Here is a 14,695-nt window from a genome sequence, read left to right as displayed (position 1 = left end):
ATATTGACAATTAAGTTACCAGTGGTAACTTATGCTTCTTAGTTTTGAATCCACCGCTGGAGCCAATGATGTCGAGCTTGAGCAGGGCAGAAATAATGACCCGTTTCCGTGCAATACGTCACGGAGACGAGTTTGCGCCTGATATGTTCCAGTTGAGAGCCTCGACTTGCACCCACTGCCCGCCACGACGATGACATTTCACTGATTCATTCCTGATGTCATTTTCAAGCGGAGTACTTTCATGCAAGGTTTCAAGCGCAAGGCCACCTACGTGGTGTTCTACGAGTTTCTATCGCTGCTGTTGATCAGTACGGCGTTCTACTTTTATTCAGACAAGGATGCAGCCCATTCGGGCATGTTGGGTGTGATCACGGTGGTGGTCGCCATCATCTGGAATCTGGCATACAACTCCCTGTTCGAATGGTGGGAGTCGCGTCAGTCGGTGCGTGGCCGCAGCCTGGCGCGTCGTGTGTCACATGCGGTAGGGTTTGAACTGGGGCTGGTCGCTATAACACTGCCACTGTTCGCCTGGTGGCTTGAGTTAAGCCTGCTGGATGCCTTTGTGCTCGATGCCGGCTTGACCCTGTTCTTCATGTTCTTCACCTTTGCCTATAGCTGGTGTTTTGACCGAATTTTCGGCCTGCCACTGGCGGCGCAATAAGTTACACAGGAGTTGATCCCCCATGCCTCGAACACGCATGAGCAAGGCCGACAGACGTGAGCAATTGCTTGAGATCGCGGCTGATATCGTGCGTGAGGGCGGGACCGAGCAGCTGACATTGCTGACACTGGCAGAACGTGCCGGTGTCAGTAAACCCATCACCTATAATCATTTCGGTGATCGTCAGGGGCTGCTGTTGCAGTTGTACCAGGGGTATGACGAGCGGTTGGTGCAGGATGTGCGTACCCTGGCACCGGGAGTCGATAGCAGCCTGAAGGGATTGGCGCACAAGCTGGCCGTTGCCTATTTCAAATGCACGGTCCGTAATGGCGCGGTGTACGATGATATCGTCGCAGCCTTGTGCACCTACCCCGAACACCGTGACTTGCGCACGCGTATCGGCCAGTTCTTTGTGGCCTTTTATCGTGAGCTTTTTGCACCGGTAGTCGAGTTGTCACCTGAGCAGGACTCAGCGGCTCTGATTGCGATCTATGGCGCCAGTGATGAGCTGGCGCGGGCGTTGACAGCCGGCCTGGTTGGCGAGGATCAGGCCGTGGACACCCTGACGGAGTTGATCGTCAGGCTATTGAGCCCCGCTCCGGTGTAGTCTGAGCGTAACTGTGATGAATAGTTGATCAGCTGCCTGTAAACAGGTGGCGACAGGTCATAAATACCAAAAGGCTCAACGTGACCGATGTGAGTGTCTTGCCCGTAACCCTCATGCAAACCGCTGCTGTGCCTGCGCCTACAAGGTAGGGGTTCAACGGATCCAGGTTAAGCAGAGTATCCTTAGTAAAGATCATCGGCGCGATGACCGCTGCCAGCACGGCGGGTATGGAGAAGCTTAAAAAGTTTAATAGTCGTGGCCCTGGCTGAATGGGCAGTCTGGGTTCCAGAAACAGGTAGCGACTGATAAACACGATCAGGGTCATTCCCAGAATCAGAGCTTCAATCATGCTGCATACCATGCTTATTACTGGCGATATAGCCGCACGTCATACCCGTTAACATCGCAACCAGAAGGCCTCCGGGCAGTTGCAGCAGGTGAGTCACTACAGCGGTAATTGCTGATGCAGTCACGCACACCCAGGCCGCTCGATGTTTCAGTATGGGTACCAGCAGGACGATAAAGATTGCCACTACGGCAAAATCCAGTCCCAATGAAGACAGGTCAGGCAGGTACTGCCCGGCGAGGATGCCGGCCAGGGTGGCCAGATTCCAGCCCAGGTAGAAACTGGCTCCAGCTCCGATCAGGAACCAGCGACAAAAACGCTTCTCATGCCTGTGACGGATGATGAACAGCTCGTCTGTCAGCAAAAAGCCCAGTGATACGCGCCAGGGAGCGGGCAGGTGCTGTATATCCTGCCGAAGCGCCAGACCATACAGAAAATGTCGCGAGGTGATCAGCAGTGTGCTCAACAGTATTGAAGTGACGCCGGCACCGGATTCCAGCATGCCGATCGCAACCAGCTGTGATGCACCTGCAAATACGCTCAAGGACAGCAATTGAGTGTGTACCGCACTTAGTCCTGATTCCACACCGTAGGCACCGACCAATATGCCCCAGGGTATAACTGCAATTGTAAGGGGCAAAATCAGCCGTGTTCCTGTTTTCATCTGCCGGACAGGGTACTGGGTGTTTGTCATTGAGGCTCCTCCAGAACAAAAGAAGCCTCAGATTAACTGCCTGAATCATTGCCAGCTTGTATGTAATTGCTGGCAGGCTAAGACGAGTTTTGGCAGCGGGCAAATTGACCCGGAGTTACGCCAAGGGCCTTTTTGAAATGTCTGTTCAGGTGGCTCTGATCGTGGAATCCGGCCTGTGCAGCCGCACCGGCCAGTGGTTCCCCTGCGCGGATAAGCCGCTTGGCCAGGCGTATGCGGGCTTGTATCTGGTATGCATGAGGCGGGAGGCCAAAACAGGCCTGAAACTGGCGAATCAGGTGGAATACGCTTACGCCGCTCAAGCGGGCCAGGTCTTCCAGTGAGACATCGGCCGCAGGCTGGTCTTCGAGAAACTGACGGACCAGCTCCATGCGAGAGCGGGCGCCTGAAAGGTCAGGCAGTTCAGGGCGCACACTGGCATGCCGCTGTATCAGTTTAAGCAGAGCGCTGTAGAGCAACGTCTCGCGCAACAGGCGATTATCCGAGTGGTTGAGATGGTTAAAAGTCAGGCGAAACAGGCCAACCAGTTCCGGGTCTTCAACTACAGGGCTGGGAAAGTAGATGGAGCCTTGCAGCGATAGGCCGGCTTCGCGCTGTATTTGTGACAACTGTTCGGGTAAGGGGTAAATCGCCTGGTAGGCCCAGCCATAATCAGTTGCGGAGTGGCCGTCATGGACTTCGTCATGATTGACCAAAACGATGCTGTTTTCCGGCGCAATGTGACGTGCGCCATTGCGAAGAAAGCGCTGAGCCCCGGTTGAGATAACGCCAAAAGAATACCCTTCATGGGTATGTCGAGAAAAAGTCTGACGATGATATTCGGCCTTGAGGTATTCAAGACCGCCCAGTTCGTTGACGGTCTTATACTCGGCCAGTTCGCGTGGTTTGCTCATCAGGCTAGTGTACTCGGAGCCGGCTACAAAATTGCTATGCGCAGCCGGTTCCTGCTTCAAGCTTGGCCTGAACGTCTTCGGCTCTTAGACAGGATGAGTCGGTTTAAAGCCCAGAAGCTTGGCAATCAACATGCCGGGGCACCAGCCGGTGAAGGCGGACTGTATCAGGCTCACTCCCATTACCAACGGAACGATCAGGAGCGCCTGGGGCGCTACACCCAATACAACAGCCAGACTTGTGACCAGAATGGCTGTACCGGCGATGATATGCAGCCCTTGATGTATGGTCATGCCGCGGCTGTCACAGACTTCCTCTTTAAGGCCGAGCAGGCGGAAAACGGTAATTGCCGGGCACCAGCGGGTAAACGCGGATTGCAGCAGGTTGAAGCCGACAAAGGCTGCAAGCCACAACCAGGCCGGGTACACGTAGTAAGTCAGCACAAGACTAAGGGTAACGACAGAGCCTGCCATCAGGCGCAGGGCGGCATTCAGGGACATTGGGTGATCTCCTTATATTAGCAATGTCTGAATAATATATTAGATTTTGTTAATGTAAAAGCCTGAGTTACAGACTAAAGATTGGTTGGACGCGATGGTGGTTACATGGCTGCATCAGATCCTGACTGCTATGCTCCTTAGGGTCTAGCCAAACAAGGAGTATGGAAATGGCGGTAACTCTGGCCTTTGATGTATACGGAACCCTGATCGATCCACGCGGTGTGGTGGTACTACTTGAGCAGTGGGTGGGGGATCTGGCCGAAGACTTTGCTCAGACATGGCGCGAGAAGCAGTTGGAGTACGCGTTTCGCCGAGGCTTGATGCGTCACTATGCGGATTTTGCGGTGTGTACCCGTCAGGCGCTGGATTACACCTGCATGTATTTCGATCAGGCACTGACCGATGAGCAAAAGCGAGAGTTGTTGGCATTTTATCGTCAGTTGCCGGTGTATGAAGATGCAGCTGAAGCACTGAAAGCCTTACAGGAAGATGGGTTCAGGCTATATGCGTTCTCCAACGGTGCGCGTGAATCGGTGCAGGAATTGCTGGAAAATGCCGGAATTCGCGAGTATTTCCAGGGAATTGTCAGCGTTGAAGAACAGCGTTCGTTCAAGCCTGATCCCGGTGTGTACAGCTATTTTCTGCGCCAGGCCAAAGCGTCAAATCATGCCTGCTGGCTGATATCCGGTAATCCCTTTGATGTGATCGGCGCCATTTCGGCCGGTATGAAAGGCGCCTGGGTGCAGCGTTCACCGCGTACCATCTTTGACCCCTGGGGGGTCGAACCGACGCTTACAGTTCGCCGTTTGAGTGAACTGAGCGAAACACTCAAACGGCAACTGAATTCAAACAATAATACTTAATACGTACTTTGTATTTTTAGTATTATTTACCTCGGTAGACGCCTTCACGTTTTTCCACGAAGGCGTTCACCGCTTCCACATGATCATCTGTATTGTGCAACATGCCTTGCCAGGCAGCACAGAGCTCTAAAAAGTCCGGTAATTCATGGCGTTGGGCCTGCTTCATCAAGCGTTTACTCATGCGCAGAGCATGGGGTGGCTTGGCGGCCATTTGCTGGGCCAGGGTCATCACACGGCTCATCAGCTGTTCGGCCGGCACCTGTTCCATCATAAGGCCCAACTGTACCGCTTCTTCCGCATGCACCAGTCGTCCGGTCAGAGTCATTTCCGCAGCACGCTGGTAACCGATCAGGCGCTGCAGGAACCAGGCACCGCCGTCACCCGGGATAATGCCCAGGTTCACAAATGTCTCGCCAAATGTAGCCTTTTCGGAACCGATACGGATATCGCACATACAAGCCAGATCACAGCCCGCGCCGATAGCGGGGCCGTTTACAGCAGCAATAATGGGAATTTCGGCCTTGTGAATGGCAATGGGGATGCGTTGAATGCCTTCCCGGTATTTTCGCTCAAGCTCCAGCGCACTGCCACCAAAGGGGCCGTTTCGATGGTCGCCTTCGCGGTACTGCATCTCCTTGATATTTCCGCCGGCGCAAAAGGCTCGGCCTGAGCCGGTAATAATCAGGACGGATACGTTGGCAGATTGATTGGCCCATTGAATGGTGTTGACGATGTCGTCAATCAGGGCGGTGCCGGTGAGGGCATTGCGCAGATCGTCACGCTCCAGTGTTAGCGTGGCAACGCGGTCTTCCAGCGTGAGGCGGGCGTCTTGGAGGCTAGGGGTGTTGTCAGCCATGCCGGGCTCCCTGTCATATAATGTTATAGGTGTTGTGAATGACTGTACTGCCAGAATAACAGAACAGGCTGATGAAGGGGCTTCGCAGATGCAAAAAAGCGCCGACGGTCTCTTGGTGCTGCTGTAGAAGCAGCCTTTTCAGAGAGCGCCGGCCAGGGCTGGAGAAGGGGTGTTGGCCCGCCCCCTGGCAGGCTGTCGAAAACCTATCTGCGTTGCCGAATGCTGCGTTAAAAACAGTCTCAAAATGCTCATTTAGCACACTAAACTGCGCTTTTTCGCCTGTTTTTGCCTGGCCTCGGCTGCCTCGATAACGTTTTTCAACAACCTGCTAAGGGGCAGGTGAGTCTGGCTTAGCGACCCAGGCGACGAATGGCCTGGGGGGTGAAGTCGTTGTATTTGAAACGCTGGTTGAAGTCGAAACCCTTGCCCTCTTCATTGGTCAGGCTGCCCACCAGATAGCGACCGGACTGCAGGTCATAAAGGGCTTCAGCGCTGTACCAGGGGATCAGGGCGTCGCGATAGGGGAAGGCATGGCCTTCGGCGACACGCCAGAGTTCGCCGCGGGTATCGTAGTGATCGGCAATAGCGATCTGCCAGCTATCCTCGTCAATGTAAAACACGCGCTTGCCGTAGATATGACGTTCGTCGTCCTTGAGCGTGGCTTCTACTTTCCAGACCCGGTGCAGCTCGTAGCGGGTATGGTCCGGATTCAGGTGTCCGGGCTTCAGCAGGTCGTCATAACTGAGTTCTCGGTCGGCCAGATTGAAGCTGTTGTAAGGGATATACAGCTCCTGTTTGCCGACCAGGTTCCACTCGTAACGGTCGGGTGCGCCGTTGAAGATGTCCAGGTTGTCCGTGGTGCGTTGACCATCTGAAGCGGTGCCCGGTGCATCGTAGGCGATCTGGGGCGCGCGGCGCACGCGGCGCTGGCCGGCGTTATAGGTCCAGGCCTGGCGAGACTGCTTAATCTGGTTCAGGGTTTCGTGTACCAGCAGTACTTCACCGGTCAGGCGTGCTGGTGCTTCCACCTGCTGGACAAAATAGAACAGGATATTGTCCTGGTCGTTGTTACCCTGGTCTTTCAGGTACTCCGGCCAGCTCATTTTTTCGTTGATACGAATTGGCGTGAAAGCGCCATTGGCTTGAACGGGTACCTGTACAAAGGTCCGTTCCAGTGCGCCGCCACGGTAACGGGTGATGTGATTCCAGATCACTTCCAGACCATTCTGTGGAATGGGGAAGGCAAGGGTTTCATCAAAATTGCTCAGCCCGTTACCGCCGTCTGTCAGCTCGGTTTGTTCAGCGTTCTTGCGAGCCTTGGTGTACACCGATTCCGGATAGGCGGCGGTGCGATGGGTCGGATAGACCGGCATGCGGAAGCTGTCCGGATAGCGCTTGAACAAGGCCAGCTGCCCGGGGCTCAGGCGGTCTGCATACTGCTCGACGTTGTCTGCAGTGATCACGAACAAGGGCTGTTCGTCGGCAAATGGGTTGGTGTAACGCTCTTCGCTTTGCGCCAGGCCGCCGTTCCAGGCCGGGATACTGCCATCGGCGTTGCCCTGCATTTCGGCACCCACGGGTGTCAGGCTTTGCCCCAGTTTACTTGCCTGTTCCGGTGATACGGCCGCGTGCGCGGGCAGGGCTATGGCCATCGCCAGCAGCAGCGGTTTGGTCGGGAAGTATGTTGTCATTATTGTCGCTCCTCAACTCTGTCAGAAGGATACCGATGCACTGAGGGACAGGAAATCCCGGTCATCAATCGCGTTGAAATCGCCACCAAAGTAGTTGGTGTAACCCAGCTGGAAACGGTAGCGGTTCAGGTAGTCGGCGGTCAGGCTCAGCCCCAGGGCTTTTTCGCCTTCACGGAAGGCTGCACCAGGCTCAGGGCCATTGCCGTAGATGCCATGCTTGAAGCTCACCTGAGGTGTCAGGTTAACCCCGGCAAAGGCGTTGGGGTAGTTCAGGGAGGCCCGCAGGACATAACCCAGAGAGTCTTGAGTCACAAACCCCTCATCATCGCCAGAAGCGTAGCCGTAGGTACCGGCGCGGCCGTATTTGAGGGCATTGGCGCTCTCGTCCAGACCGTGTACGTGGGTCCAGCCCAGTTCACCCACCAAAGACAGACGGCTGGCACCCAGCACGCGATCATGGAAGCTGACTAGGCTGCTTTGTACCTGAGTTACATCAAACAGGCCAAAGCCTTGCACCTCGCCACCGGCGCCGGCATTGGCGACCAGCTGATCGGCGGCGGTGTTACCGATACCGCCAGAGAACTGTGTCAGGATGGCGCCGACCAACAGCGGGCCATTGACCTGCACAGGCACGTCCTGTTTGTGCGAAATCTCACCGGACCAGGCCAGATCACCCACATTGGTGTTGAAGCTCAAGCCGATCATGCTGATCTCCTCCGGATAGGAGGTGAAGTAGCGGCTTTGGAATACACCGGCGCTGCCCGCCTGAGTGGCCGCGGTTTGTGCAGCCTGTGCCGCAGCAGCTTGCTCAGCAGCTGTGGGTGCCATGGGGTTGGCTGCATTATCCATGATGTACTGGGTGGCAGCTGCCTGGCCTACTGCCTGGAGATCCGCGGCGGAGACAGGAGTATTGACCCCGCTGGTGACCGGCAGACGGCTATGGTAGCGGGCGAAATAGAGACCGAATTCCGTGTTGTTCAGCTGCTCCGAGAAATAGCGCATGGCGAAGCCGAACTGACCGTCATCATCGGCTTCGCGTCGGCCGTCTGCGTGTCGATAGACCACCGGGTCAAAGCCCAGTGCCGCGGCGGTGAAGTCAGTGTTGAAGTACTGCTGGTCATTCAATCCAAGCGGGACGCGGATACCGTTACAGCCTTCAGCAGCGAAATCGTTGGTGGAAAAATAGGTGCCGCAGCCATCAATGGCCGTAGGTTCCCACTGCAACTGATAGAAAGCTTCAGCACTGAGGTTTTCATTTACGCCCAGTGACATGAACAGCTGATTGGAGGGGAGCAGGGCATCGCGCACTTCGGCACCAGGGCGTCGAATGGCGCTGACATCAAAACTGTTGATGCTGTTTAAACCGCCCTGGATAAAGGCACTTTCACCCCAGTTGACTACCTGGCGACCAAGGCGCACATCCAGCGGGTGCTGTCCCATTTCGCCCAGGTCGAAACCGGCGTAGACATAGGCATCCAACAGCTCGGCACCAGAAAATTTGGCGTAGTCGTTGAAGTCGTCGTCATTTAGTTCTGCGCCAGGCGTGTAGCCGTTGGCCGTATGGCCATGGGCACGGCCCTCGTTTTCCAGTTCAAAATCGAACCAGTATTTACCGCGGGCAAAAAAGCCCATATTTTCATAGCGCAGGTCCAACTCATGGATGCCCTTGAAGACTTTGGAGAAGGTTTCACCCTGCTCGAAGTTCTGATTGCCATCGTCGTAGCTGCCGGAGCCTGCGCTGGTGCCGCCATTAGGCTGAGAAATCAGGCCAGGGTCAGCTTCCTCCAGTCTCCAGCTTGCACCCAGCGATAATTGAGAGTCGAAACGGCCCTCAATTTCCCCCATGTTGAAAGAGACGGCCTGTGCGGTTGGTGCGGCAGAGACCAACAGAGCCAGTAGAGTCGGCTGTGTACCCGGAACGCGTCCGAAGCGGCGGAGAAAAATGCGTTTTTTTATTTCCATTTCGTTCACCGAGACGTTCTTATTTTTATCCTGATTCGGCAGGGGCTTGGTATCTCATTTTTTAATCAATGAGTTGTGAGGCTTTGGTTGTATTCCAGTGTGGCCTTCACGCTATTCATAATCCATGGCGCTGGTACTGTTCTCAATGACAAAGCCGTGCAGATTGACTGACAAAAGCAGTCCAGTTGGAGTACATTCGAGCTCAGTATACGAATAATAAAAGGTGGACAGGATGATTCAGCGCACAGTGACGGTGCCCTCGGGATATGTACTCCAGTTGTTGCAACAGGCCCGATCACAGGGGGTCGATACGGATGAGCTGCTGCAGGCAGTCGGTATCGATGGCAATGAAATCGAGACGTTGGCCGAGCTTAGCGCCGAGCGTGTTGGTGCGCTTTATCAGCGCCTGATGTACATTGCCCAGGATGAGTTTTTTGGCATGGTCAGCGGTGGCAAGGTGCCCAACGGAACCTTCCGCATGATGTGCCACGCCATTATTCACTGTGGCTCGCTGAAAAAGGCTATCTACCGTGCCAGCGCTTTTCACGAGATCTGTCGTGGTGCGCAAATCAAGCCGGTGCTGGTGCAGAAGGGGCGCTATGCCAAAGTCTCGTTCGGTCCGGTTGATCATGCTGAAATCGACTTTGATGCCCTGGTGCAGCAGGCTCCGCCTGAGCGTATCCGCTCCACGCTTTCCATGTGGCACCACTTTATCAGCTGGCTGATTGGCGCTCAGATCGAACTGAAGGCAGCCTATTTCACTTTCTCGGAACCTGAAGACGCCGAGTTTTACCGCAAGTTGTTCCGCTCGGAAGTACGCTTTGACCAGCACGATAACGCGTTGGTATTTGCGGCAAAGTACCTTGATCAGCCACTGGTGCAGACCGAAGAAACGCTGCGCAGTTTCCTGAAAACAGCACCCTATCAGCTGATTGCCATGGTTAACGATGATGCATCTCTCACGTCCCAGGTGGAGGCATTAATCGGCAAGGACTTCAGTCGCCCGCTGCCCAGTGCGGAGGAAATTGCAGCCACACTTAACTTGTCTGTTTCCACCTTGCGCCGTCGTTTGCTGGAAGAGGATACGTCCTACCAGACCATCAAGGATGTGTGCCGCAAACGCGCAGCCCTGCATTACATGGGGTCGCCGCAGTTGTCGATCAATGATGTGGCTGAACTCATGGGTTTTGATGACCCTTCCGCCTTTTTCCGCTCGTTCAAGCGTTGGACCGGTATGACGCCGGGTGAGTATCGCCGCAGTGACGTCTATCGCCAGCAGCTGCTGACGGAAAGCCTGTCAGTGGAAGACGCTTAAACAAGGGTTTGAATAATCATTGACGCAGAATGTCAGTGATTGAGGCGGGTTTTGCTATTGCCGCAACACGCGCCTGAGGTGATGATGGCTGACATAAGAAGTCGGCCTCTCACGGCCGGTCTCCCGATAATGACAACAAGAACGGGGGTGCCATGCACAAGATCCTGTTGTTCGGTCTCTGGCCGATACTTTTCCTGCCTATCGCTTTGCCGTCCTTCGCCGCCAGCCCGTTTGACCGTGCTCAAGCCACCAGCCTTGTCTCGGCTGGCGCAGCGCGCGGATTACTGCTGGATATTGTCAGTGTTCCTGGTTCCAGTCGTTTGATCGCGGTAGGCGAACAGGGCAGCATCCTTTTTTCGGATGATCAGGGCCAACAGTGGCAGCAGGCCAAGGCACCCGTTGCCGTGTTACTCACGGCGGTGCAAATGGTGTCGTCTCAGCAGGGCTGGGCGGTTGGCCATGATGGTGTTGTGCTGCATACCGGCGATGGTGGTCTGAGCTGGCAGGTACAGCTATCGGGTCAGGATCTGCTCAGGGTGCAGCAGCAAGGATTACAGCAGGCACTTGACGTTGCCGAACAGGCTGAGAATGCAGCTCAGAGCGATGATTTGCCGTGGTTGCTGGAGGATGTCGAATTCGCACTTGATGACGGCGCCATGCCGACACTACTGGATCTGTATTTCATCGACGAACAACGCGGTTTTGTCGCAGGTGCCTATGGCCGCATGTTTGCGACACGGGATGGTGGCAATAACTGGGTAAGCCTGGGTGACCGTCTGCCGAATCCGGACCGCATGCATTTGAACAGTCTTCTGCTGAGCACGAGTGGACGCTTGCTGGTCGCGGGAGAAGCCGGCCTGCTGGTATACAGCGATGACCTGGGGGAAAGCTGGCAAACAGCAGAATCGCCCTATGAGGGTTCATTCTTCGCGCTGGCAGAGAGAGATCGTCTCTATGTTTTGGGATTGCGAGGCCATCTGTTCAGCTCGGCGGATGGTGTGAACTGGCAGGCGGAATCTGCCGGCACTGATGCAACACTGAACGCAGCGGTCAGTGCATCAGGAAAGCTCTACCTGCTGGGCCAGGGCGGCCTGGTGATGAAGCATCAGAATAACGGTTTTACGCCGGTTTCTTCTCAATCCCGCAATAGCTTTGCTGCCGGTGTGCTGTTGGATGGCCGCCTCATTCTGGCGGGTGAAGGCGGTATTACCACATTGCCTCTGGCAGAGCAGGGAGGTGCACAATGAGTCGCCTGGATACCCTGTTGCTGGCGCCTGTTCGGGGTGCTGAGCGTCTGCTGGAACAGCTGTTGTTTGGTCATCGGGCGCTGGTGGCGCTTGGCTTTCTGATACTCACGCTGCTGCTTGGCTGGCAGGCCACACAGATCCGCCCCGATGCCAGCTTCGTCAAAATGATCCCGTCATCGCATCCCTATGTGGCCAACTATCTGGAGCACCGTGACGAGCTTTCAGGCCTTGGTAATAGCATCCGCGTAGTCGTGGCTGCCAAAGACGGCGACATCCTTCAGCCAGAGTTTCAACAGACGCTCAAGGCGGTAACGGATGAATTGTTCTTTCTCCCCGGTGTTGATCGTTCGGCACTGAAGTCGATCTGGACGCCTAATGTGCGCTGGACAGAAGTGACGGAAGAGGGCTTTGTCGGCGGCCCGGTCATTCCAGAGGATTACGATGGCTCGGCGGCGTCGCTTGAACAGTTGAAGGTCAATATTCTGCGCTCAGGTCAGCTGGGGCGCCTGGTGGCCAATGACTTCGGCTCGGCACTGATTCAGGTGCCGCTTTTCGAGCGCCTTCCTGAAACCGGCGAAAAGCTGGATTACCACCAGTTCTCCCAGCGATTGGAAACGCTGGTGCGTGAGCAATACAGCTCAGATCAGGTCGATATCCATATCACCGGCTTTGCCAAGGTGGTGGGGGATCTGATTGATGGTGCAGCACAGGTTGCCACCTTCTTCGCAATCGCCTTTGCGGTGACGCTGGTTCTGCTCTACCTGTATTCGCACAGTGTTACTGGCACACTGATTCCGCTGTGTTGCTCTCTGATCGCGGTGGTGTGGCAGCTGGGGCTGTTGAACTGGCTTGGGTACGGGCTGGACCCTTACTCCATGCTGGTACCGTTCCTGGTGTTTGCCATCGGTGTCAGCCATGGCGTTCAGGTGGTGAACAATGTGCGCATTGAAGCGGCTGCAGGGGCGGATAAGCTGACGGCTGCGCGCAAGGCGTTCCGCACCATCTTTATCGCCGGTTTTACCGCGCTGCTGTCCGACGGTCTGGGGTTTGTCACCCTGATGGTGATCGATATCCAGGTGATTCAGGACCTGGCCGTGGCGGCTTCACTGGGCGTGCTGGTGATTGTGGTGACCAACCTGCTGCTGTTGCCTCTGCTGATCTCCTGGGCAGGTGTGGGGCAGCGCTCCATCCATAAAACGCGTCATGGAGTCGAGCGCAGCGCCGGGCTGTGGCGTGCGCTTGTATGCTTCTCTCGTCCCAAGGGCGCGCTCGCGGCGCTGGCGGTTGCCGTTCTGCTGGCCTGGTACGGTTTCAATGCCAGTCGGGATCTTCAGATAGGGGACTTGAGTGCCGGTGCACCCGAGTTGCGCGAAGACTCGCGTTACAACCTGGATAACGCCTTCGTGACGGCCAACTACAGCAACTCCAGCGATGTTTTCGTGGTCATGGTGAAAACACCTGCCGAACAATGCAGTCGCTTTGAAACCCTGCAGTTGGTGGATCGCTTCCAGTACTACCTCACCAATGTGTCGGGTGTTCAGAGCAGCGTATCACTGGTGGATGTGGCCGAGCGGGTAACAGCGGGGCTCAATGAGGGCAGCCTGAAGTGGCGTAGCGTCAGTCGCAATCAGTATGTCATCAACTCCTCGTTGCGTTACGTGCCCTCTGGCCTGATGAACTCCAACTGTTCCCTGTTGCCGGTGATACTGTTCCTGGAGGATCACAAGGCGGCAACACTGCAGCGAGTTTCCACGGCCGTTGATACCTTTGCTGATCGGCATAACAGCGATGAAATCCAGTTCATGATGGGCGCGGGCAACGCCGGTTTTGAAGCCGCCACCAATGAGGTGATCGCGGATGCACAATATGAAATGCTGCTCTGGGTATACGGTGTGGTGAGCCTTCTGTGCCTGCTTACATTCAGGTCGCTGCGTACGGTGGCTTGCATCATTCTACCGCTGGCGCTGACATCGTTGCTGTGCCAGGCACTGATGGCGAAGCTGGGCATCGGGGTGAAAGTGGCAACCCTGCCGGTAATTGCACTGGGCGTCGGTATCGGCGTGGATTATGGCATCTACATCTATTCCCGCCTGAACAGCTTTTTGCAACAGGGCATGGCCTTGCCGGAAGCCTATTACGAAACGCTGCGCTCTACGGGCAAGTCAGTGGCCTTCACTGGCCTGACACTGGCCATTGGCGTGGTCCTATGGGTGTTCTCACCCATTCGTTTCCAGGCGGATATGGGCGTGCTGCTGACCTTCATGTTCCTGCTCAACATGCTGGGTGCGCTTATCCTGTTGCCGGCACTGTCATGCCTGCTCAACTACCGTCGTGAAACCCGCGAAGTGGCTCAGACCGTACTCTGAGCCCGTTTTTGCATGAGTCATGAACAAGCCTCAGGTATCCAGCAAGGATGCCTGAGCGCTTTCTGCCTGCTGCTGTAGAAACGCCTGAAGGGTAGGCGCCAGCAGTTCATCTACCGATTTTGCTTTGCCAGGATCTATACGCAACGGTGTAAGGTTACTTAAAGTAATTGATCCACTAATGGCAGTCACAGGGTTTTCCCCTGTTGAGCTATTTCCTGAATACCCTCCGACCCTTTGCTGCCGCCTGCCAACTGGCGCTCGATCTCTTCCTCAATCATTGCTTCAATTTTCATGCGCTCTTCAAACGGCATCGCGGCCAGGGCTTCTTCGGTCAGCCCCATTTCCTGAAGCATCTGGTAACGAATACGCTCGGCTGGGGACATCTGCAGGATACGCAGCAGCTCTTCGCGGGCATTCTGCTCCACCACTTGCTCAGCCTGGGAGAAATCGGGACCAGACACAGCTTTATCCTGCTCCAGAGTCTCCTTGCTCTGAGTGGCCGTCTTGGCGGCTTCTTCCATCAGCAGTGCAGCAAAGTCCATCTGTTTGTTCTCATGACTGATTTTGCTCTGAGAAAACGTATGGGTAGTGAGTGAATCGATCCTGATCATCTGGGGGTTCCTTGGCTGGGTTATAAAAAGTCTTAGCAAGGTTTGAGCCAGAATGATGGTTTATTAA

14 protein-coding genes are annotated in these 14,695 nt (G+C 55.4%); 6 read left to right on the top strand and 8 right to left on the bottom strand.

The window, feature by feature from the left end:
* Window positions 1-241: 241 nt before the first annotated feature.
* Window positions 242-661 (top strand): PACE efflux transporter, encoded by a 420-nt coding sequence (locus O3C79_RS11960; RefSeq protein WP_010323132.1) that lies wholly within the window; start codon window positions 242-244, stop codon window positions 659-661.
* Between the two features lie 22 nt (window positions 662-683).
* On the top strand, window positions 684-1,268 hold the full coding sequence (locus O3C79_RS11955; protein ID WP_010323133.1) for a TetR/AcrR family transcriptional regulator: 585 nt from the start codon (window positions 684-686) through the stop codon (window positions 1,266-1,268).
* 28 nt (window positions 1,269-1,296) lie between these two features.
* Here O3C79_RS11955 and O3C79_RS11950 read toward each other — a convergent pair whose 3' ends face one another.
* The 4 genes from O3C79_RS11950 to O3C79_RS11935 form a co-directional block, all read right to left on the bottom strand.
* Window positions 1,297-1,617, bottom strand: coding sequence for an AzlD domain-containing protein (locus tag O3C79_RS11950; protein WP_494383278.1), 321 nt, complete (start codon window positions 1,615-1,617; stop codon window positions 1,297-1,299).
* Window positions 1,610-2,308, bottom strand: coding sequence for an AzlC family ABC transporter permease (locus O3C79_RS11945; protein ID WP_494383277.1), 699 nt, complete (start codon window positions 2,306-2,308; stop codon window positions 1,610-1,612). Before O3C79_RS11945 ends, O3C79_RS11950 begins: the two co-directional genes overlap by 8 nt.
* Window positions 2,309-2,385: 77 nt before the next feature.
* On the bottom strand, window positions 2,386-3,219 hold the full coding sequence (locus tag O3C79_RS11940) for an AraC family ligand binding domain-containing protein (RefSeq protein ID WP_494383276.1): 834 nt from the start codon (window positions 3,217-3,219) through the stop codon (window positions 2,386-2,388).
* A gap of 84 nt (window positions 3,220-3,303) precedes the next feature.
* Window positions 3,304-3,717, bottom strand: a complete 414-nt coding sequence (locus O3C79_RS11935; RefSeq protein WP_494383275.1) for a YgaP family membrane protein — start codon at window positions 3,715-3,717, stop codon at window positions 3,304-3,306.
* A 167-nt stretch (window positions 3,718-3,884) separates the two neighbouring features.
* On the opposite strand from O3C79_RS11935, the gene O3C79_RS11930 reads away from it, so the two are divergent.
* A complete protein-coding gene (locus tag O3C79_RS11930) occupies window positions 3,885-4,580 on the top strand; it encodes a haloacid dehalogenase type II (RefSeq protein ID WP_494383274.1) in 696 nt (231 codons plus the stop codon).
* 22 nt (window positions 4,581-4,602) lie between these two features.
* On the opposite strand, the gene O3C79_RS11925 is transcribed toward O3C79_RS11930, so the two are convergent.
* The 3 genes from O3C79_RS11925 to O3C79_RS11915 all read right to left on the bottom strand — a co-directional run bounded on the left by O3C79_RS11925 (window position 4,603) and on the right by O3C79_RS11915 (window position 9,089).
* Complete coding sequence (locus O3C79_RS11925; RefSeq protein ID WP_494383273.1) at window positions 4,603-5,436, bottom strand: enoyl-CoA hydratase-related protein; 834 nt, start codon at window positions 5,434-5,436, stop codon at window positions 4,603-4,605.
* Between the two features lie 350 nt (window positions 5,437-5,786).
* Entirely contained in the window at window positions 5,787-7,127 is a 1,341-nt protein-coding gene (locus tag O3C79_RS11920) for a DUF1329 domain-containing protein (RefSeq protein ID WP_494383272.1), read from the bottom strand.
* Window positions 7,128-7,148: 21 nt separating this feature from the next.
* Window positions 7,149-9,089 carry a DUF1302 domain-containing protein gene (locus O3C79_RS11915; protein WP_494383271.1) on the bottom strand — a complete coding sequence of 647 codons (1,941 nt, stop codon included), beginning with the start codon at window positions 9,087-9,089 and terminating at the stop codon, window positions 7,149-7,151.
* Between the two features lie 232 nt (window positions 9,090-9,321).
* On the opposite strand from O3C79_RS11915, the gene O3C79_RS11910 reads away from it, so the two are divergent.
* The 3 genes from O3C79_RS11910 to O3C79_RS11900 all read left to right on the top strand — a co-directional run bounded on the left by O3C79_RS11910 (window position 9,322) and on the right by O3C79_RS11900 (window position 14,017).
* On the top strand, window positions 9,322-10,404 hold the full coding sequence (locus tag O3C79_RS11910) for an AraC family transcriptional regulator ligand-binding domain-containing protein (RefSeq protein WP_010323142.1): 1,083 nt from the start codon (window positions 9,322-9,324) through the stop codon (window positions 10,402-10,404).
* A gap of 152 nt (window positions 10,405-10,556) precedes the next feature.
* On the top strand, window positions 10,557-11,651 hold the full coding sequence (locus O3C79_RS11905) for a WD40/YVTN/BNR-like repeat-containing protein (protein WP_494383270.1): 1,095 nt from the start codon (window positions 10,557-10,559) through the stop codon (window positions 11,649-11,651).
* Window positions 11,648-14,017, top strand: coding sequence for an efflux RND transporter permease subunit (locus O3C79_RS11900; protein WP_494383269.1), 2,370 nt, complete (start codon window positions 11,648-11,650; stop codon window positions 14,015-14,017). The genes O3C79_RS11905 and O3C79_RS11900 overlap by 4 nt, the downstream gene beginning before the upstream one ends.
* A gap of 185 nt (window positions 14,018-14,202) precedes the next feature.
* On the opposite strand, the gene O3C79_RS11895 is transcribed toward O3C79_RS11900, so the two are convergent.
* Window positions 14,203-14,628, bottom strand: coding sequence for a hypothetical protein (locus tag O3C79_RS11895; protein WP_076462232.1), 426 nt, complete (start codon window positions 14,626-14,628; stop codon window positions 14,203-14,205).
* Between the last annotated feature and the right edge of the window lie 67 nt (window positions 14,629-14,695).

The organism is Marinobacterium sp. NO-S09, assembly GCF_059179545.1.
This window is presented reverse-complemented; position numbering and strand designations above follow the sequence as displayed.

Coding starts and splice junctions, on each gene's coding strand:
- O3C79_RS11930 (WP_494383274.1), top strand. CDS start 3,885: ATGGCGGTAACTCTGGCCTTTGATGTATACGGAACCCTGATCGATCCA.
- O3C79_RS11950 (WP_494383278.1), bottom strand. CDS start 1,617: ATGATTGAAGCTCTGATTCTGGGAATGACCCTGATCGTGTTTATCAGT.
- O3C79_RS11945 (WP_494383277.1), bottom strand. CDS start 2,308: ATGACAAACACCCAGTACCCTGTCCGGCAGATGAAAACAGGAACACGG.
- O3C79_RS11905 (WP_494383270.1), top strand. CDS start 10,557: ATGCACAAGATCCTGTTGTTCGGTCTCTGGCCGATACTTTTCCTGCCT.
- O3C79_RS11935 (WP_494383275.1), bottom strand. CDS start 3,717: ATGTCCCTGAATGCCGCCCTGCGCCTGATGGCAGGCTCTGTCGTTACC.
- O3C79_RS11895 (WP_076462232.1), bottom strand. CDS start 14,628: ATGATCAGGATCGATTCACTCACTACCCATACGTTTTCTCAGAGCAAA.
- O3C79_RS11925 (WP_494383273.1), bottom strand. CDS start 5,436: ATGGCTGACAACACCCCTAGCCTCCAAGACGCCCGCCTCACGCTGGAA.
- O3C79_RS11915 (WP_494383271.1), bottom strand. CDS start 9,089: ATGGAAATAAAAAAACGCATTTTTCTCCGCCGCTTCGGACGCGTTCCG.
- O3C79_RS11955 (WP_010323133.1), top strand. CDS start 684: ATGCCTCGAACACGCATGAGCAAGGCCGACAGACGTGAGCAATTGCTT.
- O3C79_RS11910 (WP_010323142.1), top strand. CDS start 9,322: ATGATTCAGCGCACAGTGACGGTGCCCTCGGGATATGTACTCCAGTTG.
- O3C79_RS11920 (WP_494383272.1), bottom strand. CDS start 7,127: ATGACAACATACTTCCCGACCAAACCGCTGCTGCTGGCGATGGCCATA.
- O3C79_RS11940 (WP_494383276.1), bottom strand. CDS start 3,219: ATGAGCAAACCACGCGAACTGGCCGAGTATAAGACCGTCAACGAACTG.
- O3C79_RS11960 (WP_010323132.1), top strand. CDS start 242: ATGCAAGGTTTCAAGCGCAAGGCCACCTACGTGGTGTTCTACGAGTTT.
- O3C79_RS11900 (WP_494383269.1), top strand. CDS start 11,648: ATGAGTCGCCTGGATACCCTGTTGCTGGCGCCTGTTCGGGGTGCTGAG.